22 protein-coding genes and 6 tRNA genes are annotated in these 22,864 nt (G+C 70.3%); 21 read left to right on the top strand and 7 right to left on the bottom strand.

The window, feature by feature from the left end; all coding sequences use genetic code 11:
- Nucleotides 1–38 precede the first annotated feature (38 nt).
- Entirely contained in the window at nt 39–3,929 is a 3,891-nt protein-coding gene (gene purL, locus I3V78_RS17780; RefSeq protein ID WP_204489668.1) for a phosphoribosylformylglycinamidine synthase, read from the top strand.
- Between the two features lie 96 nt (nt 3,930–4,025).
- On the opposite strand, the gene I3V78_RS17785 is transcribed toward purL, so the two are convergent.
- A tRNA-Cys gene (locus tag I3V78_RS17785) sits at nt 4,026–4,097 on the bottom strand.
- Between the two features lie 207 nt (nt 4,098–4,304).
- On the opposite strand from I3V78_RS17785, the gene I3V78_RS17790 reads away from it, so the two are divergent.
- The 3 genes from I3V78_RS17790 (at nt 4,305) to fdxA (ending at nt 6,237) form a co-directional block, all read left to right on the top strand.
- A complete protein-coding gene (locus I3V78_RS17790; protein WP_338023640.1) occupies nt 4,305–4,625 on the top strand; it encodes a rhodanese-like domain-containing protein in 321 nt (106 codons plus the stop codon).
- A gap of 93 nt (nt 4,626–4,718) precedes the next feature.
- Nucleotides 4,719–5,801, top strand: coding sequence for an aspartate-semialdehyde dehydrogenase (asd, locus tag I3V78_RS17795; RefSeq protein ID WP_204489670.1), 1,083 nt, complete (start codon nt 4,719–4,721; stop codon nt 5,799–5,801).
- Between the two features lie 94 nt (nt 5,802–5,895).
- Nucleotides 5,896–6,237, top strand: coding sequence for a ferredoxin FdxA (fdxA, locus tag I3V78_RS17800; RefSeq protein WP_204489671.1), 342 nt, complete (start codon nt 5,896–5,898; stop codon nt 6,235–6,237).
- Between the two features lie 75 nt (nt 6,238–6,312).
- Here the strand turns inward: fdxA and I3V78_RS17805 are convergent, their stop codons facing one another.
- Nucleotides 6,313–6,918: a hypothetical protein gene (locus I3V78_RS17805; RefSeq protein WP_338023642.1), complete on the bottom strand. Its 606-nt coding sequence runs from the start codon at nt 6,916–6,918 to the stop codon at nt 6,313–6,315.
- A gap of 274 nt (nt 6,919–7,192) precedes the next feature.
- Nucleotides 7,193–8,248: a hypothetical protein gene (locus I3V78_RS17810; protein ID WP_204489673.1), complete on the bottom strand. Its 1,056-nt coding sequence runs from the start codon at nt 8,246–8,248 to the stop codon at nt 7,193–7,195.
- 151 nt (nt 8,249–8,399) lie between these two features.
- On the opposite strand from I3V78_RS17810, the gene I3V78_RS17815 reads away from it, so the two are divergent.
- Complete coding sequence (locus I3V78_RS17815) at nt 8,400–8,873, top strand: GNAT family N-acetyltransferase (RefSeq protein ID WP_204489674.1); 474 nt, start codon at nt 8,400–8,402, stop codon at nt 8,871–8,873.
- A gap of 21 nt (nt 8,874–8,894) precedes the next feature.
- On the opposite strand, the gene hrpB is transcribed toward I3V78_RS17815, so the two are convergent.
- Genes hrpB through I3V78_RS17835 form a run of 4 tightly spaced genes read right to left on the bottom strand, consistent with a single transcriptional unit; the run spans nt 8,895 to nt 13,743 of the window.
- Nucleotides 8,895–11,459 carry an ATP-dependent helicase HrpB gene (gene hrpB, locus I3V78_RS17820; protein ID WP_204489675.1) on the bottom strand — a complete coding sequence of 855 codons (2,565 nt, stop codon included), beginning with the start codon at nt 11,457–11,459 and terminating at the stop codon, nt 8,895–8,897.
- 39 nt (nt 11,460–11,498) lie between these two features.
- Nucleotides 11,499–12,551 (bottom strand): hypothetical protein, encoded by a 1,053-nt coding sequence (locus tag I3V78_RS17825; protein WP_204489676.1) that lies wholly within the window; start codon nt 12,549–12,551, stop codon nt 11,499–11,501.
- Nucleotides 12,552–12,611: 60 nt separating this feature from the next.
- Complete coding sequence (locus I3V78_RS17830) at nt 12,612–13,316, bottom strand: HAD family hydrolase (protein ID WP_204489677.1); 705 nt, start codon at nt 13,314–13,316, stop codon at nt 12,612–12,614.
- 46 nt (nt 13,317–13,362) lie between these two features.
- Nucleotides 13,363–13,743: a HEAT repeat domain-containing protein gene (locus I3V78_RS17835; RefSeq protein WP_204489678.1), complete on the bottom strand. Its 381-nt coding sequence runs from the start codon at nt 13,741–13,743 to the stop codon at nt 13,363–13,365.
- A 270-nt stretch (nt 13,744–14,013) separates the two neighbouring features.
- Between I3V78_RS17835 and I3V78_RS17840 the strand changes: the two genes are divergently transcribed.
- From I3V78_RS17840 to rplA, 16 genes are all read left to right on the top strand, one after another.
- Nucleotides 14,014–14,406: a hypothetical protein gene (locus I3V78_RS17840; RefSeq protein ID WP_204489679.1), complete on the top strand. Its 393-nt coding sequence runs from the start codon at nt 14,014–14,016 to the stop codon at nt 14,404–14,406.
- Nucleotides 14,407–14,534: 128 nt separating this feature from the next.
- Entirely contained in the window at nt 14,535–15,794 is a 1,260-nt protein-coding gene (cglB, locus tag I3V78_RS17845; RefSeq protein WP_204489680.1) for an adventurous gliding motility lipoprotein CglB, read from the top strand.
- Nucleotides 15,795–15,863: 69 nt separating this feature from the next.
- A complete protein-coding gene (locus I3V78_RS17850) occupies nt 15,864–16,820 on the top strand; it encodes an ATP-grasp domain-containing protein (RefSeq protein ID WP_204489681.1) in 957 nt (318 codons plus the stop codon).
- A gap of 72 nt (nt 16,821–16,892) precedes the next feature.
- Nucleotides 16,893–17,342, top strand: coding sequence for a hypothetical protein (locus I3V78_RS17855; protein ID WP_204489682.1), 450 nt, complete (start codon nt 16,893–16,895; stop codon nt 17,340–17,342).
- Nucleotides 17,343–17,348: 6 nt separating this feature from the next.
- Nucleotides 17,349–18,164, top strand: a complete 816-nt coding sequence (gene rlmB / locus I3V78_RS17860) for a 23S rRNA (guanosine(2251)-2'-O)-methyltransferase RlmB (RefSeq protein WP_204489683.1) — start codon at nt 17,349–17,351, stop codon at nt 18,162–18,164.
- 128 nt (nt 18,165–18,292) lie between these two features.
- Nucleotides 18,293–18,365, top strand: a tRNA-Thr gene (locus tag I3V78_RS17865).
- A gap of 86 nt (nt 18,366–18,451) precedes the next feature.
- Nucleotides 18,452–18,534 (top strand) — tRNA-Tyr (locus I3V78_RS17870).
- Nucleotides 18,535–18,542: 8 nt separating this feature from the next.
- Nucleotides 18,543–18,618, top strand: a tRNA-Gly gene (locus I3V78_RS17875).
- Between the two features lie 31 nt (nt 18,619–18,649).
- Nucleotides 18,650–18,725 (top strand) — tRNA-Thr (locus I3V78_RS17880).
- 19 nt (nt 18,726–18,744) lie between these two features.
- Nucleotides 18,745–19,935, top strand: a complete 1,191-nt coding sequence (gene tuf / locus I3V78_RS17885; protein WP_204489684.1) for an elongation factor Tu — start codon at nt 18,745–18,747, stop codon at nt 19,933–19,935.
- Between the two features lie 97 nt (nt 19,936–20,032).
- On the top strand, nt 20,033–20,197 hold the full coding sequence (gene rpmG, locus I3V78_RS17890; protein WP_204489685.1) for a 50S ribosomal protein L33: 165 nt from the start codon (nt 20,033–20,035) through the stop codon (nt 20,195–20,197).
- Nucleotides 20,198–20,224: 27 nt separating this feature from the next.
- A tRNA-Trp gene (locus I3V78_RS17895) sits at nt 20,225–20,300 on the top strand.
- An 88-nt stretch (nt 20,301–20,388) separates the two neighbouring features.
- Nucleotides 20,389–20,832 (top strand): preprotein translocase subunit SecE, encoded by a 444-nt coding sequence (gene secE / locus I3V78_RS17900; RefSeq protein WP_204489686.1) that lies wholly within the window; start codon nt 20,389–20,391, stop codon nt 20,830–20,832.
- On the top strand, nt 20,832–21,374 hold the full coding sequence (gene nusG, locus I3V78_RS17905) for a transcription termination/antitermination protein NusG (RefSeq protein ID WP_204489687.1): 543 nt from the start codon (nt 20,832–20,834) through the stop codon (nt 21,372–21,374). Before secE ends, nusG begins: the two co-directional genes overlap by 1 nt.
- A gap of 105 nt (nt 21,375–21,479) precedes the next feature.
- Nucleotides 21,480–21,926, top strand: coding sequence for a 50S ribosomal protein L11 (rplK, locus tag I3V78_RS17910; protein WP_204489688.1), 447 nt, complete (start codon nt 21,480–21,482; stop codon nt 21,924–21,926).
- 42 nt (nt 21,927–21,968) lie between these two features.
- A complete protein-coding gene (rplA, locus tag I3V78_RS17915) occupies nt 21,969–22,682 on the top strand; it encodes a 50S ribosomal protein L1 (RefSeq protein WP_204489689.1) in 714 nt (237 codons plus the stop codon).
- Nucleotides 22,683–22,864 lie beyond the last annotated feature (182 nt).

Consider the following 22,864-nt stretch of genomic DNA (forward strand, 5'->3'; position numbering starts at 1 on the left):
CTCGGATGCGACGGGCGCCACGGTTATAAGCGCGTCCCATGCTGACCCTGCGCGGTGCCCCCGCTCTCTCCGAGTTCCGACTGGCCAAGCTGCTCGCCCGCTGCCGGGAATTGGAGCCGTCCGTCGCCTCCGTCTACGCGGAATTCGTCCATTTCCTCGACCTGGAGATGGACCTCGCCCCGACCGAGCACGCCCTGGTGGAGTCGCTGCTGGAGTACGGTCCCCGGCTCGCCCGGCAGGCATCCCGGGGCTCGCTGCTGCTCGTCATCCCCCGGCCCGGCACCCTGTCTCCCTGGTCCTCCAAGGCGACCGACATCTTCCACAACTGCGGCCTCAAGGGCGTGCGGCGCATCGAGCGGGGCACGGCCTACCGGGTCGCCGACGCGGCCGGCCAGCCCCTCCCGCCCGAGCGGCTCGCCGCCCTCCGGCCCCTCCTGCACGACCGGATGACCCAGGCCGTGGTGGAGCGCGAGGAGGACGCCGCCGTGCTCTTCGCCGCCCAGACGGCCCGGTCCTTCACCACCGTGGACGTGCTCAGCGGAGGGCGCGCCGCGCTCGTCGACGCCAACCGCGCCCTGGGCCTGGCGCTGGCGGAGGACGAGATCGACTACCTGGTCGAGCGCTTCACCGCGCTCCAGCGCCACCCCACCGACGTGGAGCTGATGATGTTCGCCCAGGCCAACAGCGAGCACTGCCGGCACAAGATCTTCAACGCCTCGTGGACGGTGGATGGCGTGGCCCAGGAGCGCTCGCTCTTCCAGGGCATCAAGAACACCTACGCGGCGCACCCGGAGGGCGTGCTGTCGGCGTACAAGGACAACGCGGCGGTGATGGAGGGCTTCGAGGTGGAGCGCTTCTTCCCGGAGCCGGAGAGCGGCGAGTACCGCTTCCACCGCGAGCCCACGCACATCCTCATGAAGGTGGAGACGCACAACCATCCCACCGCCATCTCGCCGCACCCCGGCGCGTCCACGGGCGCGGGCGGGGAGATCCGCGACGAGGGCGCCACGGGCCGGGGCGCCAAGCCCAAGGCGGGCCTGACGGGCTTCTCGGTGTCCCACCTGCGCATCCCCGGCCACGAGCAGCCGTGGGAGGTGCCCTACGGCAAGCCCGAGCGCATCGTGTCCGCGTTGGACATCATGCTCGAGGGCCCGCTGGGCGGCGCCGCGTTCAACAACGAGTTCGGCCGGCCCAACCTGTGCGGCTACTTCCGCAGCTTCGAGCTGCAGGTGCCCACGCCCGAGGGCGTCGAGGTGCGCGGCTACCACAAGCCCATCATGCTGGCCGGAGGCCTGGGCAGCATCCGGGCCCAGCACGTGAAGAAGGGCGTGCTCCAGGCGGGCGATCGCATCATCGTGCTCGGGGGCCCGGCGATGCTCATCGGCCTGGGCGGCGGGGCGGCGTCGTCCATGGCGCAGGGCTCGAGCGCGGCGGAGCTCGATTTCGCCTCGGTGCAGCGCGACAACCCGGAGATGGAGCGGCGCTGCCAGGAGGTCATCGACCAGTGCTGGGCGCTCGGGGAGGACAACCCCATCCGCTCCATCCACGACGTGGGCGCCGGCGGCCTGTCCAACGCCGTGCCCGAGCTCATCCACGACAACGGGCTGGGAGGCCGCTTCGAGCTGCGCGAGGTGCCCAACGCCGAGCCCGGCATGTCCCCGGTGGAGATCTGGTGCAACGAGGCCCAGGAGCGCTACGTGCTGGCGGTGGCGCCCGAGGACGTCATCCGCTTCGCGGCGCTGTGCGAGCGCGAGCGCGCGCCCTTCGCGGTGCTGGGCGAGGCCACGGCCGAGCAGGTGCTGAAGGTGGGTGACCAGCGCTTCGACAACGCCCCCATCGACATCCCCATGGACGTGCTGTTCGGCAAGGCGCCGCGCATGCACCGGGACGTGAAGTCGCGGCCGCTCGCGCACGCGGACTTCACGCCCACCGCGCCCGTGGGCGAGCTGCTCACCCGGGTGCTCGGCCACCCCACGGTGGCGGACAAGGGCTTCCTCATCACCATCGGGGACCGCTCGGTGTCGGGCCTCACGGCGCGGGATCAGATGGTGGGCCCGTGGCAGGTGCCGGTGGCCGACTGCGCGGTGACGCTGTCGGCCCACGCGGGCTACACGGGCGAGGCCATGGCCGTGGGCGAGCGCACGCCCCTGGCGCTGCTGGACGCGGCGGCCTCGGCGCGCATGGCCGTGGGCGAGGCCGTGACGAACCTCGCCGCGGCGCGCATCGGCAAGCTCGGGGACGTGAAGCTCTCGGCCAACTGGATGGCGGCCGCGGGCAGCCCCGGCGAGGACGCCAACCTCTACGCCGCCGTGAAGGCGGTGGGCATGGAGCTGTGCCCGGCCCTGGGCCTCACCATCCCCGTGGGCAAGGACTCCATGTCCATGCGCACCGTGTGGCAGGAGGGCGGCGCGCGCAAGGCGGTGACGTCCCCGCTCTCGCTCATCATCTCCGGGTTCGCGCCGGTGCTCGACGTGCGCCGCTCGCTCACGCCTCAACTGCGCGCGCTGGAGGAGGACACGCGGCTGCTCTTCGTGGACCTGGCGCACGGCCAGCAGCGGCTGGGCGGCTCGGTGCTGGCCCAGGTGCACGCCCAGGTGGGCGCCCGCGCTCCGGACGTGGAGAGCGCCGAGGGGCTCCGGGGCTTCTTCGCCACGATGCAGGCGCTCAACGAGGCGGGCCTCGTCCTGGCCTACCATGACCGCTCCGACGGCGGCCTCGTCACCACCCTGGTGGAGATGGCCTTCGCGGGGCACCGGGGCCTCGAGGTGGACGTGGGCGCGCTGGGCCCGGACGCCATCGCGGCGCTGTTCAACGAGGAGCTGGGCGCGGTGCTCCAGGTGCGCGCCGGGGACGTGGCGCGGGTGCGCGCGGCGTGGGCGGCGACGGGACTGGACGCGCACGTGCACGAGCTCGGTCGGCCCCGGAAGGACCTGACGGTGCGCGTGAGCCAGGCGGGTCGGGAGCTGCTGGCCGCGGAGCTCATGGCGCTCCGGGCCACGTGGTCGCGCGTGAGCCTGGAGCTGCAGAAGCTGCGCGACAACCCGCGCGGCGCCGAGGAGGAGTTCGCCACCAAGTGCGACCCCGCCAACCCCGGCCTGTCCGCCCGGCTCACCTTCGCGCCCGGCGAGGACGTGGCGGCGCCCTTCATCGCGCGGGGGGCCCGGCCCCGGGTGGCCATCCTGCGCGAGCAGGGCGTCAACAGCCAGTTGGAGATGGCGCGCTCCTTCGTGCGCGCGGGCTTCAGCGCGGTGGACGTGCACATGAGCGACATCCTCGCGGGGCGGGTGTCCCTGGCGGACTTCGCGGGCCTGGCGGCCTGTGGCGGCTTCTCCTACGGCGACGTGCTGGGCGCGGGGGGCGGCTGGGCGCGCTCCATCCTGTTCAACGCGCGGGCGCGGGACGAGTTCGCCGCCTTCTTCGCCCGGGCGGACACGTTCGGCCTGGGCATCTGCAACGGCTGCCAGATGATGGCGCAGCTGCGCGATCTCATCCCCGGGGCCACCCACTTCCCGGCCTTCGTGCGCAACGTGTCCGAGCAGTTCGAGGCGCGGCTGGTGCAGGTGGAGGTGGGGCCGAGCCCCTCGCTCTTCTTCCGGGGCATGGAAGGCAGCCGCATCCCCATCGTGTCCTCACACGGCGAGGGCCGGGCCGAGTTCGCGAGCCCCGAGGCCGCCGCCCAGGTGGAGGGCTTCGTGCCGGTGCGCTTCGTGGACAACCACGGGCGGGTGACCGAGGCCTACCCGGCCAACCCCAACGGCTCGCCCGGGGGCCTCGCGGGCGTCACCTCGCGGGACGGCCGGGTGACGATCATGATGCCGCACCCGGAGCGGGTGAGCCGCAGCGTGCAGTACTCGTGGTGCCCGCCGGAGTGGGGCGAGGACAGCCCCTGGATGCGCCTGTTCCGCAACGCGCGCGCGGCGCTGGGCTGAGCGGGCGTCGGGCCGCCGGGTGCTGTCCGGCCAGGCGGCCTTCGCCAGAAACACGAAGGCCCGATACGAACCGGAGTTCGCATCGGGCCTGGAGAGAGGCGCCACCCGGATTCGAACCGGGGAATGAAGGTTTTGCAGACCTTTGCCTTACCACTTGGCTATGGCGCCACGAACCGTGAACGGCCTTATATGGAGCCGTTCACGCCGGGTCAAGGCACGAGAAGGGGGGAGGGCTCGATCTGTCGGCCGCCTTGAGGGAGGAGCGGACGAGGAGGGGTGGGGATGGGATTCCCGGCCCCCTGGGTTGCCACCGCAGATAACCCGACTGGGAGGTCGCGGGTGGCCCAAGTCCGTCTGGCATGTAGGGAGTTGTTCGTGCGGCTGGGGGACGAGGAAGTCCTCGTCCTGGATTGCCGCGACCCTTCCGATTGGGAGCGCTACGGCGCGCACATCCCGGGGGCGCTGTGGATGCCTTTCGAGGAGCTGCTCCAGGATCTGGTGATCCTTCCGGATGACGAGCTGATCGTCGTGTGCGGGTGCTCGCCGGACGGCTCCGATGCCCACCGGGTGTGTCGGCTGCTGCAGCGCCATGGGCTGCAGGTGGTGTGTCTGGAGGGAGGGCTCCAGGGGTGGCTCACCGAGGGGCTGCCCGTCGAGGAGCACTACACCGAGGCCGTGGCGTCCCAGGCGTGCTGAGGGGGGCGGGGCCCGTGAGCGGACAGATGCTGTGGACGCGCGAAACGGTGTAAAGACGCGCATCCCCGCAGTCGCGAAGGAAGTCGGACACCCATGGCCAAGCTTCGTGCCGTGCTCATCGGCGCCACCGGTCTCGCCGGACAGCAGTTCATCTCGGCGCTCAAGGATCACCCCTCCATCGAGCTCACGGGCCTGGCGGCCTCCCCCCGTTCCGCGGGCAAGAGCTACGTGGAGGCGCTGCGCGCGGCCAATGGCATGACCGCCTGGTTCGTCCCCGAGCCGCTGCCGGAGTCCATCGCGAAGATGAAGGTGCTGAGCGGCGAGGAGCTGCGCGCCACCGACTACGACATCGCCTTCTCGGCGGTGGAGTCGGATGTGGCCAAGGAGCTCGAGCCCCGGCTCGCCCGGGACATCCCCGTGTTCTCCGCGGCCAGCGCCTACCGCTACGAGGCGGACGTGCCGCTCGTGATTCCCCCGGTGAACGCGGGCCACGCGGAGCTCATCCGCGCGCAGCGCAAGCAGCGCGGCTGGAAGGGCTTCATCGTCCCCATCCCCAATTGCACCACCACGGGCCTGGCCGTCACCCTGGCGCCGCTGGCCGAGCTCTTCGGCGTGCGCTCGGTGCTGATGACGTCCATGCAGGCCATGTCCGGCGCGGGCCGCTCGCCCGGCGTCATCGGCCTGGACATCCTGGACAACGTCATTCCCTACATCCCCAAGGAGGAGGAGAAGGTCCAGGTGGAGACCAAGAAGATCCTCGGCACCCTGGCCCAGGGCGTCATCACCCCCCATGACGTGCAGGTGTCGTGCACGTGCACCCGGGTGGCGGTGCTCGAGGGGCACACCGAGTCCGTCTTCGTCTCCCTGGAGCGCAAGGCCTCCGTGCAGGAGGTGGTGGCGGCGATGCGCGAGTGGCGCGGCGCCGAGGTGGCCCGGGCGCTTCCTTCCTCGCCCCCCCGGTGGATCGAGGTGCTCGACGAGCCCTTCCGGCCCCAGCCGCGCCTGGATCGCGACACCCACGGCGGCATGGCCACCACCGTGGGCCGGGTGCGCGAGGACGGGGTGCTCCCCAACGGCATCAAGTACCTCCTGGTGTCGCACAACACCAAGATGGGAGCGGCCAAGGGAGCCATCCTGGTGGCCGAACTGATGCGTGCCCAGGGGCTGCTCGAATGAGGTAGAGAAGGGGGGCCAGTTTGAGGGTGCCAACCCCCGTTCCACCCATTACTGTGCCGCCCCGCGCGGTCCCGTCTCACGAGGAGCTATTTCCATGGCTTATGTCGTCGCCGAGCCTTGCATCAAGTGCAAGTACACCGACTGTGTCGAGGTGTGCCCCGTCAACTGCTTCTACGAGGGCGAGAACTTCCTGGTCATCCACCCGGACGAGTGCATCGACTGCGGCGCGTGTGAGCCCGTCTGCCCGACCAAGGCCATCTACCCGGAGACGGAGCTGCCCGGGGAGTGGAAGGAGTACCAGAAGCTCAACGCCGACTTCTCCACGAAGTGGCCCAACATCGCGGCGAAGAAGGCGGCCCTGCCCGAGGCCGAGGAGTTCAAGGACAAGAAGGGCAAGCGCCCCCAGCTGAGCACGGCCCCCGGGACCGGCAAGTAGACCCCGCGGTTCGCGGCGGTGTTCCACACGAAGGCCCCGGCGCCCCTTGGCTCCGGGGCCTTCGTCGTGCCGCCCTCACGTGCTCGACAGGGCGCTGAGCGCGAGGCCCCGGGCGCCCAGGGCCTCGCGCAGGCGGGCCAGGTCCGCCGGGGCCAGGGGGCGGTGTCGACCCTGGATGCGCAGGGCGACCTCGCGCGGGCCCGTGCGCTCCACCTCCACGGTGGCGTCGAAGCCGCCCCCCAGGTGCAGGGCGAGCGCGGGCCGCTGGGCCTTGACGAACACCTCCAGCTTCTCGATGAGCGCCAGGGTGGCCTGGAGCCGCGGCGACGGCGCGGCGTCCGTCCCCCCCGCGCTCCGGGACGCCGCCGGGCCCTCGCTCCCCGGGCTCGGGGCTCCCGTCGGGGCCTCCAGGGCGGGCGGCGGAGCGGCGGGGCGCGGTCCCCGGGAGGCCAGGGGGGTGGGGCCGGGGTCGCCTCCGGGCTCCCGGACCGCCTCGTGGGCGAGCAATTCCCCCAGCCGGTGGAGCACCCGGGTCTGATGTGTCTGGTGGGCCTCGGCGCGGGTGTCCCCCAGCCGATGGGCCTCGGCGCTGGCACCGCGCCGGACCTGGCCCAGGTGCTCGGCGCTGGCGAACGCGCCCCGGGGGACCACCTGGAGGGGCCCGGCCCGCGCGAGCGTCACGGCGGCCCGCGCGGCCCCGCTCGGGGTGGGAGGCCGCCGCGTGTCCGTCCCCGGCGGGACGGGCTTCGGGAGGGGGGGAAATCGCCTCGGACTCGCGGGAGCCCGGGAGGAAGGGGCCTCGGAACGACCCTCGATCTTCATGTGTCCTCGTGGGAGGGGGTGGTCCTCCACGCGGAGCACGGCGCATGCCAGGGCCCGGAGCGGGACGCGGCCCGACCCAGGGCTCTCGCGCCCGGGATGGGGGGCCCACGTCCCGGACCCCCCGTGGGACACCCTAGCGGCGGGGCTGCCCGAAGGCGCCCGGCTGGGCGGGGGCCGCGCCCATCAAGTCGTTCACCGCGAAGCGGCACTGGGCCACGGCGGCGGGGTCCACCAGGGTGTTGCCCTGGGACCAGTCGCGGTCCTGGAAGATGAGCGCGTCACGCAGCTCCACCTCGTCCACCGCCTTGGTGAAGGCCCAGAAGCGGCCGCGCACCATGAGCCGGCTGCCCTTGGGGATGCGGCTCAGGTCCAGGTACTGCGCGGGCGCGAGGCGCGCGCTGATGCGCACCTCGGGGCGCTTCTTCGCGCCGAAGATCTCCAGCTGGCCGGCGTTGGGGTCCGGCGGGTACCACACCATGCGGGCCACGGCGGTGGGGGGCGTGTCGTCCTCGACGATGGGCTGGCCCTTGCGCTTCTTGGGCTTCTTGGGCTGCTCGATGGCCACGTCCAGGAGCTCCACGTTGCCGAACGCCACCTCCTTGTCGAGGTAGTTCTCGCGGAACGTCTTCTCGGCGGCGCGCGCCATGGTGGCGTTGGCGCGGCGCACCTCGATGTCGTAGCGCTCGCGCAGCACGGGCAGCGTGAGGAAGAAGCTGTCGATGGGCCGCAGACCCTCGGACAGGTAGCGCAGCTTGCCCACGTCGATGGTGAGCACCAGCGGGCCCAGGGCGGTGGCGGTCTGCATCCAGCTGGCCGGCAGCTTGCGGTCGATGAGCACGCGCCGCACCATGGCCACGAAGTACGCCTGGGCCTGGAAGCGGGGGGTGCTCAGCTGGGTGTTGAGCGCCTGGACGAGCTGGGGGTCCAGGAAGAAGTTCTCGTCGCGCTTGTGCAGCAGCGGCGCCGTCTCGCCGAGCAGCGTGAGCATGCCGCCCACCAGCAGCGCGCAGCCCGGGTCGTTCGTGCCCTGGGACAGGCCCTGGTAGAAGCCCGTCTTGAGGAAGCGGCGGTCGAAGTCCTCCTCCTTGATGTTGGGCACGTCCGAGCCGGAACCGAAGATGACCTCCGGTTGGGCGGCGGCGGGGAGCGCGGAGAAGCCGAGGGCGAGGGCGAGCAGGGCGGAGCGCATCGGGACGAGGGTAGCACGGGCCCTGTCGTCCTCGGGGACAATGCGGGTCGGGCGGCGGGGGCAGGGCCCCTCGGCTGGCGGGAAACTTCACGGGCGGGGCTGCCTTTTCGCCTGTCTGCGCCGCCGGGTTTTGTGTACCTTGACCGGCGTCATGTCGAACCCGGACACCCCCCAGCCGGTCGTTATTTCGCAGATCAAGACCGAGGCCGAACTCTTCCAGTCGCTCGCCATCCGCGAGGTGGTGTTCATCGAGGAGCAGCACGTCCCCGAGGGCATCGAGCGCGATGCGGACGACGCCATGGCCTACCACGTGCTGGCCTTCCAGGGCGGTCACGCCATTGGCACGGGGCGCATGGTGATGACCTCCGAGCCCCCTCCCGGCGAGACGGGGCGGTGGGGGAAGATCGGCCGCATGGCGGTGCTCCAGTCGCACCGCAAGGCGCGCGTGGGCTCGCGGCTGCTCGAGGCGCTGGAGACCGAGGCGCGCGAGCGCCGGTGCGACGGCGTGGTGCTGCACTCGCAGCTCTACGCGCTCGAGTTCTACAAGAAGCAGGGCTACACGCCGGTCGGCGAGGTCTTCGACGAGGCGGGCATCGACCACCTGGAGATGCGCAAGCGCTTCTAACGCCCGCTCGCGCGGGGGTCGTCAGATGCGTCGGCCGCGCTCGGCGGGCGTCTGGGCGTGGCGCGGATCCTCGGGCCAGCTGTGCCGGGGGTACTTGCGGCACAGCTCCTTGCGCAGGGCCGGGTAGTGCCGCTCCCAGAAGCCGGCCAGGTCCGTGGTGACCTGCACGGCGCGCATGTTGGGCGCCAGCAGGTGCAGCACGAGCGGCACGCGTCCGGCGCACACGCTGGGCCCCTGCGCCATGCCGAAGAAGTCCTGGAGCCGGGACTCGACCCAGGGCGGCTTGCCCGGCTCGTAGTTGACCTGGGCCTGACGGCCGCCGGGCAGGGCCACCTTCTCCGGGGTGTGCTGGGCGAGCAGCCGGGCCTGCTCCTTGGTGAGCCGGGCCTGGAGCGCGTCGAGCAGGGACACGCCCTCCAGGTCCGCGAAGCTCCGGGCGCCGACACACAGGGACGCGAGCGCATCGCGCATGAAGGCGTCATCCACCGTGGGAAAGCCCGCCTCGGGGAAGGCCTGGGTGAGCAGGGCCACCCGGGTGCGCCAGTTCTGCAGGGCCTCCGGGTTCGCGAAGCGCCCCGGTCCGGCGGCCAGGGCCTGCTCCACGAGCACGCGCGCGGCCTCTTCCGAGGGTGGCGCGGGCGCGCGGGTCTCCTCGAGGACGAGGTTGCCGTAGGACAGCCGGGTGATGCGCTCCACGCGCCGGGCCTCGGCGTTCCAGCGCAGGGTGTCCAGCTCCTCGAGGGCGTCGGGGTACAGGTCGAGCAGCCACTCGGGCTCCACGGTGCTGGCGAGCCGGACGATGGCGCCCCGTCCCGGGCGCTCCTCGACGTCCACGGCGACCATGAGCTCGGCCTCCTGCACCGCGCTCGTCTCCGAGAGCTGCGCGGTGCCGCCGCCGAAGAGCAGCACCTCGGGGGCGCGGGGCTTGCGGCGGCGGGCCACCCGGTCCGGATAGCCGGCGAGCACGCTGAGCATCAGCGCCTGCTCCACGGCCTCGGGCGTGGCGGGCCGGGCGCCCTGTTCCCGCACGGCGCGCCGCAGTTGGCGCTGGACCCGGTCCACCGCCTGCACGGCGCCGGCCTCCAGGGACAGGGACTGCACGCGGCCCGAGGCGAACTGGGCGCGCTCGGCCTGGCGGAAGCGCTCGAGCAGCTCCAGCAGGTCGGACGGACCGGCCACGACCTGGGCGGCCCGGCCGGGTCCGGACATCTGGGTGCGGGCCTCCCGGCGGATGTCCCGCTCTCCCACGAGCGCGGCCAGCAGGGCCGAGTCGGCGCCCACGCCCCGCCGCTCGCCCTCGACGATGATGCGCGCCTGGCGCGGGTGCAGGGGGAAGCGGAGCAGCCGCTGGCCCACGTCCGTCACCCGGCCCTCGGCGGACACGGCGCCCAGACGGCGCAAGAGGCCCTCCGCGGCCTCGAGTGACGCGGCGGGCGGCGGCTCGAAGAAGGGGAAGGCGCCCAGGTCGTGGATGCCCGAGGCGCGCAGGGAGAGCACCGTCTCGGCCAGGTCCATTCGGCGGATTTCGGGGGCGTCCTGCTCGGGCCGGCCGTCGAAGTCGTGCTGGGTGTAGAGCCGCAGGCAGTGGCCGGAGCGGGTACGGCCGGCGCGGCCCGCGCGCTGGGTGGCGCTGGCGCGGCTCACCTTGGCGAGCTTGAGGATGGGCAGGCCGGACCAGGGCGAGTGCGAGGCCACGCGCGCCAGGCCACTGTCGATGACGGCCGCCACCCCGTCGATGGTGACGGACGTCTCGGCCACGTTGGTGGAGAGGATGATCTTCCGGCGCGAGCTCTTGCGCACGGCCCGGTCTTGCTCGGCGGGGCTCAGGTCACCGTGCAGGGGCAACAGCTCGATGTCATGGCGCTCGGCGAACTCGGCGCAGGCGTCGCGCGCCCGGCGGATCTCCCCCGCGCCCGGCAGGAACACGAGCACGTCGCCATCCAGGCCGTTGGCGTGCAGGCGCTTGATGCCGGAGAGCACCTGGGCGTCGAGGTAGCGCTCGTCGGGGGCGGGCAGGTACTCGACGCTCACGTCGAAGCGCCGGCCCTCGGAGCGCAGGGTGGGGCAGCCGCCGAGGTAGGCGCTGATGGGGGCGGCCTCGAGCGTGGCGGACATCACCACGACCTTCAGGTCGGGCCGGGGGCCCATCTGGAGCCGGCGCAAGAGCGCGAGCGAGATGTCCGCGGACAGGTGGCGCTCGTGGAACTCGTCGAGCACCACCACGGAGACATCGCGCAGGGTGGGGTCGGACAGCAGGCGGCGGCCGAGCACGCCCTCGGTGACGAAGGACAGCCGCGTCTTGGGGCCGCGCACGTCCTCGAAGCGCACCTGGTAGCCCACGGTCTCGCCCACGCGCTCGCCGATCTCCTCGGACACGCGATTGGCGGCGAGCCGGGTGGGCAGTCGCCGGGGCTGCAGGACGACGATCTCCTTGCCCTGGCCCAGGCCCGCCTCGAGCAGGGCGCGGGGCACGCGGGTCGTCTTGCCGGCGCCCGGAGGGGCCTCCAGCACGAGCGAGGACGAGGCGCGCAGCGTGCTGACGAGCTGCGGCAGGAGCGGATCAATGGGAAGGGCGACGTCGGCCATGGCCGGTTTCTCCATAACAGGGGCCTGGGGCCTCCGCGCTCAGGTCGACTCCGGAGTAGAGGACTTGGCCTCGGCCTTCTTGCGGCCGCGCTTGCCCGCCGGCTTCGCGGGCTTGCCCTCCTCGGCGGCAGGGGCCTCGACGGCGGGCTCGGACGCCCCGGGCGCCTCGGGCGTGGGGGCCTCGGCCTGGACGGGGGCCGGCAGGGGCTCGGAGGGCGCGGCGGGGGCCTCGGGCAGCGGCTCGGAAGTGGACCCGGCGAGCGCCGCGAGTTCGGCCAGCTCCGCCGCGCTCGGCTCCTCGGACGTGGAGGGCGGGGGCGCGTCGAGCGCCTCGGCGGAGGGCTCGGGCAGCTCGCTGTCGGGCACGTCCACGGTCTCGCCGAGCGGCAGTCCGCGGGCGGCGCGGCGGCGGGGCTTGCTGGCGAGGCCGGAGTTCTCGAAGGCCTCGGTCAGGGGCGCGAGGGCAGCCTCGGCGAGGGAGCGCGCCTGGCGCAGGGCGAGGTCCAGGCGCTTGCCGAGCGCGATGAGCTCCGCGCGCAGGGGCGCGGCCTGCTCGTGGGGCAGCTGCACGGGGACGAAGCAGGACTGCCACTGGGCGTAGGCGGTGGCGACCTGCTCCAGCACGGGGCGCACGAAGGCGAAGTCCTCGCGGGCGAGGATGCGCGAGACGTAGGAGGACTTGAGCCGGCGCTCGTAGCCGGAGACGAACTCCTGGAGCGCGTCGCGGGAGGCGCGGCGCAGCTGGGGGAACTTGAGGTGGGGAAAGAGCGCCTCGATGACGGGGGCGCGGCTGCTCGCGCAGAAGGTGATGCCGGCGTGCACCTTCTCCAGGGCGTCCACCCAGGCGTTCTGCTGGGTGTAGGCGAACTCCTCGCGCACCTCCTCGAGCTCGGGCAGGTCACGCACCTTGTCCAGGATGGCCTGGGCCGGGGCCCGCTCGGCGCGCAGCAGCCTCAGGGCCGTGGCGAGCCATTCCTTCTCGCGCTCCAGGCCCGGACGGCCGGCGAGCAGCTCCTCGGCGCTGGCCAGTCTCGAGTCGAAGGCCTCGGCGAAACGGACGAGATCGTAGGCTTCGAGCGTGGACAGCGACATGGGCGGGAGGCTCCTCCGGGGCCGGGCGGGACGGCCGGAGATAGCATATCCGAGGGCGTCTCAGGCCTCGCCGAGCAGGGTGGCGAGCGCTTCGCGGTGGGTGAAATCCGCGAAGGCGTGCGTGGCGCCCGCGTCCAGGAGCTGCGCGGGGGTGAAGTGGCCGGTGCCCACGCCGATGCAGCTCGCGCCGATGCCCTTGGCGGCGTCGACGTCCTTGGGGGTGTCGCCGATGACGACGACGCGGCAGTCCTCCAGGGGGACGCCGAGCTGGGCCGCGCCGCTGCGGGCGCCATGGCGGATGAGCTCCACGCGGTTCTCGTGGTCGCACCCGAAGCCGCCGAAGGAGAAGCGGTCGTGGATGCCCACGCGCTCGAGCTTGATGCGGGCGCCCTCGCGCACGTTGCCGGTGCCGAGCCCCACCGCGAAGCCGGGGCGGGCGAGCGCGGCATCGACGGCCTCGCGCATGCCGACGTGGAGGCGGTAGCGCGCGTCCTCCACCCGGAGCACTTCCTGGGCGAGGTGGCGCAGGTAGGTGGAGATGACGGCGGAGATGGCCTCGGGGGTGGCCGGCACGCCGATGATCTCGAGCGCCTTGCGAACGATGGCCTGATCCGTCATGCCGGACAGGCTGAAGGATTCACAGGCATCGGGGCGCTGGTGGAGCTCCTGGAAGGCGAGATCCATGGAGCGGCGGCCGGAGCCGGCGTTGTCGATGAGGGTGCCGTCGATATCGAAGAGGAGGACGGTGGGGCGCATGCGCCTCATCTAATGGAAGCGCCCCGGGGATGCGAGGGGCGCGGGGGCCCAGGGCTCACGGCTCGACATCACTCAGGGCCTGCTGGAGCGCCTCGCGGACCTCGGGCTGCTCTTCCTGGGCGAGCCGTTGCTCCAGGGCGCCCCGGGCCGTGGCGCCGCCCATGCGCCCGATGGCCCGGGCGGTGGGGGCGCGCACCTGGGGGTTGTCGTCGTCCAGCATGGGGAGGATCGCGGGGAGCGCGTCGACGCCCACGCGCCGCTGGAGCGAGGCCATGGCGGTCAGGCGCAAGGCGGGCGGAAGCGACGGAGTGCGGAGCAGCTGGGTGAGGTGCTCGGTGGCCTCCGGGGGCGTCACCAGGGCGAGGACCTCGATGGCGCGGATGCGCTGGGCCTCGGCGGCGTCGGGACTCTGGGCGAGCACGACGAGCTCCTTCATCGTCTCGGTCCCGAGCGCCGCCCCATCGTCCTGACGGGATACGTCCTGAGGGGGCGGGGAGGCGGGCTCCTGCGCGGAGGGTGCCTGGGTGGGGGCGAGGGCGAGCCACGCGGCGAGTGCGCCGAGGAGGACACGCGGCGCGGGAGGGAGCGAGAGGGGCCGGCCAGAAGCGGACGCGGGGGAGGGGCGCATGGGCGGCCTCGGGTCGGGGGTGGAGACGGCCCTGGGTTTATAGGCCGGGACCGGGTGGGGAGTGTAGGGTGGGGGATCATGGCCGGACGGGTCTTCTTCTTCTTGCAGCACGCCACGTACGAGCCCGCCTTCCAGGCGGCGACGATGGGCATCACCGCGGTGGCGATGGGCGAGCAGGTGTACTTCGTCTTCGCCTTCGAGGCGCTGCGCGCGCTGGTGGAGGGCCGCTTCGGCGAGCCGGTGGGCGCGCGCGAGGACGCGGAGCACGCGCGGGCGCTCGAACTGGGAGTGCTGGCCCCGGCGCGCATGCTGGCGGAGGCGCGGGAGCTCGGCGCGCGGCTGGTGGCGTGTGACACCACGGTAAGAATCTGTGGATACGCGCCCGAGGCGTTGACGGGGACCCTGGACGAGGTGATGGGGCTCGCGTCGTTGTGGCGACTGACGGACGGCGCACGCACTCTCGCTCTTTAGGGAGGCGGTGCATTGAGGCTGGCCGTGCGAAGGTGGAGGAGGCTATCCTCGCCCTGATTTCAGGGCCGGACCCTGTGTGGGCGCGAGTCGAGCTCGTGTCCCCCCCTTTCGAGGAGCGATTCCAACTTATGCGCGCCAAGCTGAGCCTGTTGAGCTTCCTGGCGGTGAGTGCCCTGAGCGGAGTGCTCGCCACGGCCTGCCAGACCTATGACTTCGAGCCCGTGGAGCCGCTGGCCATCGCCCAGACGACCGAGACCCGGGTCGTCACGGCGAAGGCGAGCAAGCCGAACCTGATGTTGCTGGTGGACACGTCCGGCTCCATGACGGCGCCGGTGGATCCGTCGCGGCCGGCCTGTACGACCGGCCGGGGCCTGTGTGGCTCCGAGTCCAACCCGTGCAACACGGCGACCTGTCCCACGCGCTGGAGCGAGTTGCAGGCGGCGATGTCGGACTTCCTCGACAGCAGCGGCTCCATCGCGCGCATCGGGCTCACGACCTACCCGGATCAGAGCCAGGGGGACTCGTGTGGCGCGACGTCGTCGCTCAGCGTGCCCCTGCCCGCGGACACCGTCGAGGACGCGACCCAGCTCGTCGCCAACGCCAACCAGGTGAAGACCCGGCTGCTGGCCATCAAGAACTCCTCGACCACGAACGAGCAGGTGCCGGTGGGCGGTACGCCCACGAGCCTGAGCCTGCGGTACGTGGGCAATCTGGCGGATCTGCAGTCGGCCAGCCGCTCGAGCTTCGTGCTGCTGCTGACGGACGGTCTGCCCAACTGCAACTCGCAGTTCGCGGACCCCTACCCGAGCCCCAAGTGCTTCTGCACGCTGACGGCCTCCTGCGAGGGCGCGCCGGACATCGGCTGCCTGGACACGGACGCGTCGGTGGCGGCGGTGCAGGCGCTGCAGGCCAAGAAGATCCAGACCATCGTCATCGGCTTCGGCGCGGACTTCAACTCGAGCAGCGAGTCGGGCCGCCGGGGTGTGGCGACGCTCAACGGCATGGCGGACGCGGGCGGCTTCGCGCGCGAGTGCACGACGGACGCGCAGTGCGGCGCGGGCGACCGGTGTGAGACGTCGGTGGGCAAGTGCGAGCGCCGCTTCTACCAGGCGGCCAACCGCACGGAGCTGGTGAACGCGCTGCGGGAGATCACCGACAAGGTGACGGTGGACGAGCCCTGCGTGCTGAGCTTCAGCGCCTCCGAGCAGCCCAGCTCCGAGGAGCTGCTGGTGGTCTACATCAACGGCGAGCGGCTCGCGCCGGGCGCGAACACCTGGAACCTCACGCCCGCGGGCGTGGCGTTCAATGGCACGACGTGCGAGCGCATCACGAACTCCACGCCGTCCAACCCGGTGAACATCGAGGTTCGCGCCGTCCAGCGGCGCTAGAAGCGATCCGGGGTGGCTTTACGTGGTGAGGGGCCGGGGCTATGTCTGCGCCCGGCCCCCGGGCCGCCCATGAAGATCACCATCCTGTCGCGCTCCGCCTCCATTTCGTCCACCAAGCGCCTGGTCGAGGCCGCGCGCACGCGAGGGCATCAGGTGCGGGTGCTCAATCCGGTCCGGGTGGAGATGCACCTGGATGGACGGCGGGCCAACCTCTACTACCGCCGCCGCCGATTGCCGCCGTGTGACGTGGTCATTCCGCGCATCGCGCAATCCATCAACAACTACGGCCTGGCGGTGGTGAACCAGTTCGCCATGGGGGGCATGGCGCTGGTGAACACGGCGCGGGCCATCGCCGAGTCACGCAACAAGATGCGCTCGTTGCAGTTGTTGTCGGCGCACGGCATCGACATTCCGGCGACGGTGATGGCGCGGGACGCGGCCGACTTGAAGGCCATGGTGGGCCTGGTGGGTGGGGTGCCGGTCCTGGTGAAGCTGTTGCAGGGCCAGGAGAAGCGCGGGGTGATGGTCTGCGAGAGCCTGCAATCGCTCGAAGCGGCGCTCGAGGCCATCCTGGGCCTGGGACACAACCTGATCGTCCAGCAATACGTGAAACACTCCGGGCAGGATGTGCGGGTGTTGGTGGTGGGAGGCAAGGCGGTGGCGGCGGTGCGCCGTCGGCCTCGGGTCGGACGGATGTCATACACGCTGAACCGGGGCGCGCGCCTGGAGCGGCTGGAGCTGACCGACTCCCAGCGCGAGGCGGCGGAGAAGACGGCCGTGCTGGTGGGGTTGGAGGTCGCGGGGGTGGATCTGCTCGACGTGGAGGAGGGACACCCCAAGGTCTTCGAGGTCAACAGCTCCCCGGCGCTGCCGGAGATGGAATCGGCCACGGGTCTGGACCTCGCGGGCACCATCATCGAGCGGGCCGAGCAACTGGCGACGGGGGCCCCGGCGATCGGCGCGCCCGAGCGGGCCCCGGCGGCGGTCCCTCCCCGGCGCAAGCGGGCCTCTCGGCCGCGGGCCTGAGGGCCCAAAGAGGTCGCCAGCGGCGGAAGAGCCGGTGATATAGGGGCGGTTCCGCATTCCGGAGGAAGAGCCATGCCCCATATCCGACACATCACGACCCTGGCCGCCGCCCTGTTGGCGCTCGCCTGCTCGCCCGCCCGTGCCGAGGAGCAGGTGGACCCGGCCACGCTGTACGAGGTGAGCACCGGGGGGTCCTCCGCGCAGGTGAAGGCGGGGCAGTCGGGGGTGTTCGTGCTCGCCATCAAGAGCAAGGCGGGCGCGCACGTGTCGGACGAGGCCCCGTTGAAGCTGGAGCTCAAGGGGACGGGCGTGGTGCCGGCGCAGGACAAGCTGGCGCTGAAGGACTCGGTGGCGAAGAAGGCGGCGGGTCAGACGTTCGTGGATCCGCGCTTCGAGGTGCCGTTCAAGGCCGACGCCGTGGGCAAGGGCCGGGTGGAGGCGAAGCTCACGTTCTTCATCTGCTCGGAGCAACTGTGCGCTCGGCAGCAGAAGACGCTCTCGGTGCCCGTGGAGGTCCTGTAGCCCGTGGTGCGACAGCGACCAGCGAAGGGCAGTGAGCGGGGGGTGGAGCGGGAGCGGGGCGAGCAGCGCTACGTGTACGGGGTCAACCCGGTCATGGAGTCGCTGCGGGCGCACGCGGACCGCGTGGAGCGGCTCTTCGTCACGGAGGGGCAGCTCGCGGCGAAGGCCGCGGCGGAGATCTTCAGCCGGGCACGGGATGCGGGGGTGCGGGTGGAGCGGGTGCCCCGCGAGCGGCTGGCGAGCCTGGCGGAAGGGGGCGTGCATCAAGGCGTGGTGGCCGAGATGCGGAGCTTCGAATACGCGGAACTCTCGGATCTGATCGAATCGGCCGCCGACTCGGGCCGCGCGCCCCTGTGGGTCGTGCTGGATGGCATCCAGGATCCCCACAACTTCGGCGCCATCATCCGCTCGGCGCACGCGTTGGGGGCCCACGGCATCGTCATCGCGAAGGACCGGGCGGTGCAGGTCACGGGCGTGGTGGCCAAGGCCTCGGCGGGCGCGGTGGAACACTGCCCCATCGCCCGGGTGGTCAACGTGTCGCGGGCCCTCGAGGAACTCAAGGAATCGGGCGCGTGGATCGCCGCGGCGGATCCCCACTCGACGGAGCCCTTGTGGCGGGCCCGGCTCGATGGCCCCCTGGCGGTGGTGGTGGGGGCCGAGGGAGCCGGCGTGCGCCAGGGCGTCCTGGAACACTGTGACTTCCGCCTCCAGATTCCGATGCTCGGTCAGGTCGGCTCACTCAATGCGTCCGTCTCCGCGGCCATTCTGCTATACGAGGCCGCCCGGCAGCGGGGGACAGCCCGCCCGCCCGCTGGAAAGTAGAACCCCCCCGGATGAAAACGGCTTGACTCGGGGGGCAGGGACTTCTAAAAGGGCGCGCCTCGACGGGGCCGGTAACGGACTCCGGCGGGGCGGATGGGCGGGTCGGGGGCAGTTGCCAGGAGTCGGACGCCGGTGTAGCTCAGTCGGTAGAGCAACTGATTTGTAATCAGTAGGTCGCGGGTTCAAATCCCGCCGCCGGCCAAGCAGACGGGGCCGCGGATGAGGGCCCGAGATGAAGAAAGCAGTAGGAAGAGCAGTGGATGTGCGGTAGTTGAAGCGAGCGGTTCGGAGGGGTACCCAAGTGGCCAAAGGGAGCAGACTGTAAATCTGCCGGTTCACGCCTTCGTTGGTTCGAATCCAACCCCCTCCATCGGAATCGCGGGAATAGCTCAGTTGGTAGAGCGTCAGCCTTCCAAGCTGAATGTCGTGGGTTCGAATCCCATTTCCCGCTCCAGTTCCAGGTTGTGTTGTAGGCGCATAGACAAGCCCTGATAGCTCAGTTGGCAGAGCGCATCCTTGGTAAGGATGAGGTCACCAGTTCAATCCTGGTTCAGGGCTCCATTTTTCGAGGAGCGTCGTAATGTCCAAGGAAAAGTTCGACAGAAGCTTGCCGCACGTCAACATCGGCACCATCGGCCACGTTGACCACGGCAAGACGTCCCTCACGGCGGCCATCACGAAGGTGCTGGCGAAGACCGGCGGCGCGACGTTCCTCGCGTACGACCAGATCGACAAGGCGCCGGAGGAGCGCGAGCGCGGCATCACCATCTCCACGGCGCACGTGGAGTACAAGACGAAGAACCGGCACTACGCGCACGTGGACTGCCCGGGACACGCCGACTACGTGAAGAACATGATCACGGGCGCGGCGCAGATGGACGGCGCCATCCTGGTGGTGTCGGCGGCGGACGGCCCGATGCCGCAGACGCGCGAGCACATCCTGCTGGCCCGTCAGGTGGGCGTGCCCTACATCGTGGTCTTCCTGAACAAGGTGGACCTGCTGGATGACCCCGAGCTGCGCGAGCTCGTGGAGATGGAGGTGCGTGACCTCCTCAAGAAGTACGACTTCCCCGGGGACTCGATTCCGATTGTTCCGGGCAGCGCGGTGAAGGCGCTCGAGGGCGACGCGTCGGAGATTGGCGAGCCGGCGATCCTGAAGCTGATGGAGGCGGTGGACAGCTACATCCCCACGCCCCAGCGCGCCACGGACAAGCCCTTCCTGATGCCGGTGGAGGACGTGTTCTCCATCGCGGGCCGCGGAACGGTGGCCACCGGCCGCGTGGAGCGCGGCATCATCAAGGTGGGCGAGGAAGTGGAAGTGGTGGGCCTGAAGGCCACGCAGAAGACGGTGGTGACGGGCGTGGAGATGTTCCGCAAGCTGCTGGACGAGGGCCGGGCGGGCGACAACATCGGCGCGCTGGTGCGCGGCCTCAAGCGCGAGGACATCGAGCGCGGCCAGGTCATCGCCAAGCCGGGCAGCATCACGCCGCACACCAAGTTCAAGGCGCAGATCTACGTGCTCTCGAAGGAGGAGGGTGGCCGTCACACGCCGTTCTTCAAGGGCTACCGTCCCCAGTTCTACTTCCGCACCACGGACGTGACGGGCACGGTGAAGCTGCCGGACAACGTCGAGATGGTGATGCCGGGCGACAACATCGCCATCGAGGTGGAGCTCATCATGCCGGTGGCGATGGAGAAGGAACTGCGCTTCGCCGTGCGTGAGGGTGGCCGTACCGTGGGCGCCGGCGTCGTCGCCGAGATCATCGCCTAGTCTCGAAGGGTGGGCATCTCGCCCGCCCTCACCCTGATTCAACCCCGAGGGGAAGCTGTCACGTACAGCTTTCCCTCGTGTTTATCGAGATCACGCCATGCCCAAGGGTAACCGCAGCATCATTTCGCTCGAGTGCACGACCTGCAAGGAGCGGAACTACTACACGACCAAGAACAAGCGGAAGAGCCAGGACAAGCTCGAGCTGAGCAAGTTCTGCCCCCGCGAGCGCAAGCATACCGTCCATAAGGAAGGTAAGGTCTAGGTCGGCTGTTGTCGTCCGGTATTCTTTAGGCCAGTAGCTCCAACGGTAGAGCAGCGGTCTCCAAATCCGCGTGTTGGGGGTTCGAATCCCTCCTGGCCTGCCAGTTTTTCAGTTGCAGGGACCCCCGGTACCCACGTATCGGGGGTCCCTGTGTTTTGTGGTACCAGCTAGCATTCAGTCAGCGAGGAATCATGGCAGCGGCATCCGAAGCCAGCCAGCAGGCCAACCGCTCGGGCATGGACCCGAAGCGGCTCGTGGTCATTTTCTTCCTCATCGCGGGACTCATCTTCGCGTTCTTCCTGGAGCACGTGTGCGGCCTGCTCTGGGGCCGGTTCGGTTGGAGCGATCCCGACATCATCGAGGGCCTGGATTGGAAGGTCTCGACCCTGTTGGGCTTCGTGATCGCCATCGGCATCGTGCTGGGGATCTACTTCCATCCCAAGACGCATGTCGTCTCCTTGGACGTCGCCGCGGAGTTGATGAAGGTGACCTGGCCGACCTTGGACGAGACCCGGGCGTCCACCATGGCGGTCATCGTCGCCTCCATCGTGGCGGCCATTCTCCTGTTCGGCATTGATACGCTCGCCTACAACCTCATGGTGGAGTGGATCCCGGCCGTTTGGGGGAAGTTGTAATGGCGATGAAATGGTACGTGGTTCACACCCACTCGAACTTCGAGAACCAAGCCAAGAAGAGCCTGGAGGAGCAGATCCGCCTCAAGGGGTTGCAGGAGTTCTTCGGTGAAATCCTGATTCCCATGGAGCAGGTCGTCGAGATGGTGAAGGGGGAGAAGAAGTCCTCCCGTCGCAAGTTCTTCCCCGGCTACATCTTCGTGCAGATGGAGATGAACGACCGGTCCCTGCACCTGGTGAAGAACACGGCGAAGATCACGGGCTTCCCCGGCGTGTCGCAGAACGAGCAGCCCCTGCCCATGTCCGAGGCGGAAGTGAAGCGGATCACCTCGCAGATCTCCGAGGGAACGCTCAAGCCCAAGCCCAAGGTCCAGTTCTCCGAGAGGGACACCGTGCGCGTGATCGACGGTCCGTTCGCCAACTTCAATGGCACGGTGGAAGAAGTGAACGCGGAGAAGGGCCGGGTGAAGGTGCTCGTGAGCATCTTCGGTCGCGCCACCCCCGTGGAGCTCGATTTCATGCAGGTGGAGAAGACCGCCGGCTAGCAGTCTTCCCTGGCCGCTCACGCGTGCCGGGGATACCCAGGGTGGGAGGCCCGCTCCGTCAAGCGGTCCGCCATCACCACCAATTCGAAAGGCAGTCGTCAGGCGATGAAGAAGGTCACAGGGCAGGTCAAGCTGCAGATTCCCGCCGGTAAGGCGAACCCCGCTCCTCCGATCGGCCCCGCGCTCGGTCAGCAGGGCGTGAACATCATGGAGTTCTGCAAGCAGTTCAACGCCAAGACCCAGGCGGAGGCCAAGGAAGGCCTCATCATCCCGGTCATCATCACCGTGTACCAGGATCGCTCCTTCACCTTCATCTTGAAGACGCCCCCCGCGGCCGTCCTCATCAAGAAGGCGGCGGGCCTGCACACCGAGAAGAAGAAGGGCTCGGGCGCCAAGAAGCCGGGCAAGGAGAAGGTGGGGCAGATCACCCAGAAGCAGCTGGAGGAGATCGCCAAGAAGAAGATCGAGGACACCACCGCGGGTTCCCTCGAGGCCGCCATGCGCACCATCTCGGGCACCGCCCGCTCGATGGGCATCGACGTCGTCGGCTAACTCCTTCCACTCTCACTCCTTCGATACAAGAGGACTTTCCCAATGCCTCAGACCGGTAAGAAGTTCCGCGCGGCCGCCGAGAAGGTGGACCGCAACAAGCGCTACACGATCGCCGATGGCTTCCAGGCCCTCAAGCAGACCACCAGCGCGCGTGGCACCAAGTTCGACCAGACCGTCGAGGTCGCGCTCAACCTGGGCGTGGACCCGAAGCACGCGGACCAGATGGTCCGTGGCGCCGTGGTTCTCCCTCATGGCACGGGCGCCACGGTGCGCGTGGCCGTGTTCGCCAAGGGCGAGCGCGCCACCGACGCCGAGACCGCCGGCGCTGACGTGGTGGGCGGGGATGACCTGGCCAAGCGCATCGAGGGTGGTTTCCTCGACTTCGACACCGTCATCGCCACGCCGGACATGATGGGCGTCGTCGGCCGTCTCGGTAAGGTGCTCGGTCCCCGTGGCCTCATGCCCAACCCCAAGGTGGGCACGGTGACCATGGACGTGGCCAAGGCCGTCCGTGAAGCCAAGGGCGGTAAGGTGGAGTTCCGCGCGGAGAAGGCGGGCATCGTGCACGCCAAGCTCGGCAAGGCGTCGTTCGCCCCGGAGAAGCTCCAGGACAACTTCAACGCCCTGATCGATCTGGTCATGAAGCTCAAGCCGGCCACCGCCAAGGGCGTCTACCTCAAGGGCATCGCCATCTCGGCGACCATGAGCCCGGGCATCAAGATCGACACCACCGAGATCCTTGCCCGTCACCGCTAGTCCGGTGGGGGAGGGCTGTTCGTCGTACCGACCGGGGCGTGGCCTTTCAGTTCGAGGCCCGCCCCGTTGTCCATCTGACACCCTTCCAACAGATTTCGCTGGACGTTTGGCGAAGCCGCGGGTATAGCGCCCCGGCTTTTGCAATTGGAGCGCCACGTCGATGAGGCACGGCGCTCCAGACA

Source organism: Archangium primigenium, assembly GCF_016904885.1.
GTDB lineage: Bacteria > Myxococcota > Myxococcia > Myxococcales > Myxococcaceae > Cystobacter > Cystobacter primigenius.

Bases quoted from the DNA above. Each gene is read 5' to 3' on its own strand.
- purL (WP_204489668.1), top strand. From the start codon at position 39: ATGCTGACCCTGCGCGGTGCCCCCGCTCTCTCCGAGTTCCGACTGGCC.
- rpmG (WP_204489685.1), top strand. From the start codon at position 20,033: ATGCCCAAGGGTAACCGCAGCATCATTTCGCTCGAGTGCACGACCTGC.
- I3V78_RS17855 (WP_204489682.1), top strand. From the start codon at position 16,893: ATGCCCCATATCCGACACATCACGACCCTGGCCGCCGCCCTGTTGGCG.
- I3V78_RS17840 (WP_204489679.1), top strand. From the start codon at position 14,014: ATGGCCGGACGGGTCTTCTTCTTCTTGCAGCACGCCACGTACGAGCCC.
- cglB (WP_204489680.1), top strand. From the start codon at position 14,535: ATGCGCGCCAAGCTGAGCCTGTTGAGCTTCCTGGCGGTGAGTGCCCTG.
- hrpB (WP_204489675.1), bottom strand. From the start codon at position 11,459: ATGGCCGACGTCGCCCTTCCCATTGATCCGCTCCTGCCGCAGCTCGTC.
- secE (WP_204489686.1), top strand. From the start codon at position 20,389: ATGGCAGCGGCATCCGAAGCCAGCCAGCAGGCCAACCGCTCGGGCATG.
- fdxA (WP_204489671.1), top strand. From the start codon at position 5,896: ATGGCTTATGTCGTCGCCGAGCCTTGCATCAAGTGCAAGTACACCGAC.
- nusG (WP_204489687.1), top strand. From the start codon at position 20,832: ATGGCGATGAAATGGTACGTGGTTCACACCCACTCGAACTTCGAGAAC.
- rplK (WP_204489688.1), top strand. From the start codon at position 21,480: ATGAAGAAGGTCACAGGGCAGGTCAAGCTGCAGATTCCCGCCGGTAAG.
- asd (WP_204489670.1), top strand. From the start codon at position 4,719: ATGGCCAAGCTTCGTGCCGTGCTCATCGGCGCCACCGGTCTCGCCGGA.
- tuf (WP_204489684.1), top strand. From the start codon at position 18,745: ATGTCCAAGGAAAAGTTCGACAGAAGCTTGCCGCACGTCAACATCGGC.
- I3V78_RS17825 (WP_204489676.1), bottom strand. From the start codon at position 12,551: ATGTCGCTGTCCACGCTCGAAGCCTACGATCTCGTCCGTTTCGCCGAG.
- I3V78_RS17835 (WP_204489678.1), bottom strand. From the start codon at position 13,743: ATGAAGGAGCTCGTCGTGCTCGCCCAGAGTCCCGACGCCGCCGAGGCC.
- I3V78_RS17810 (WP_204489673.1), bottom strand. From the start codon at position 8,248: ATGCGCTCCGCCCTGCTCGCCCTCGCCCTCGGCTTCTCCGCGCTCCCC.
- I3V78_RS17815 (WP_204489674.1), top strand. From the start codon at position 8,400: ATGTCGAACCCGGACACCCCCCAGCCGGTCGTTATTTCGCAGATCAAG.
- I3V78_RS17830 (WP_204489677.1), bottom strand. From the start codon at position 13,316: ATGAGGCGCATGCGCCCCACCGTCCTCCTCTTCGATATCGACGGCACC.
- I3V78_RS17850 (WP_204489681.1), top strand. From the start codon at position 15,864: ATGAAGATCACCATCCTGTCGCGCTCCGCCTCCATTTCGTCCACCAAG.
- rplA (WP_204489689.1), top strand. From the start codon at position 21,969: ATGCCTCAGACCGGTAAGAAGTTCCGCGCGGCCGCCGAGAAGGTGGAC.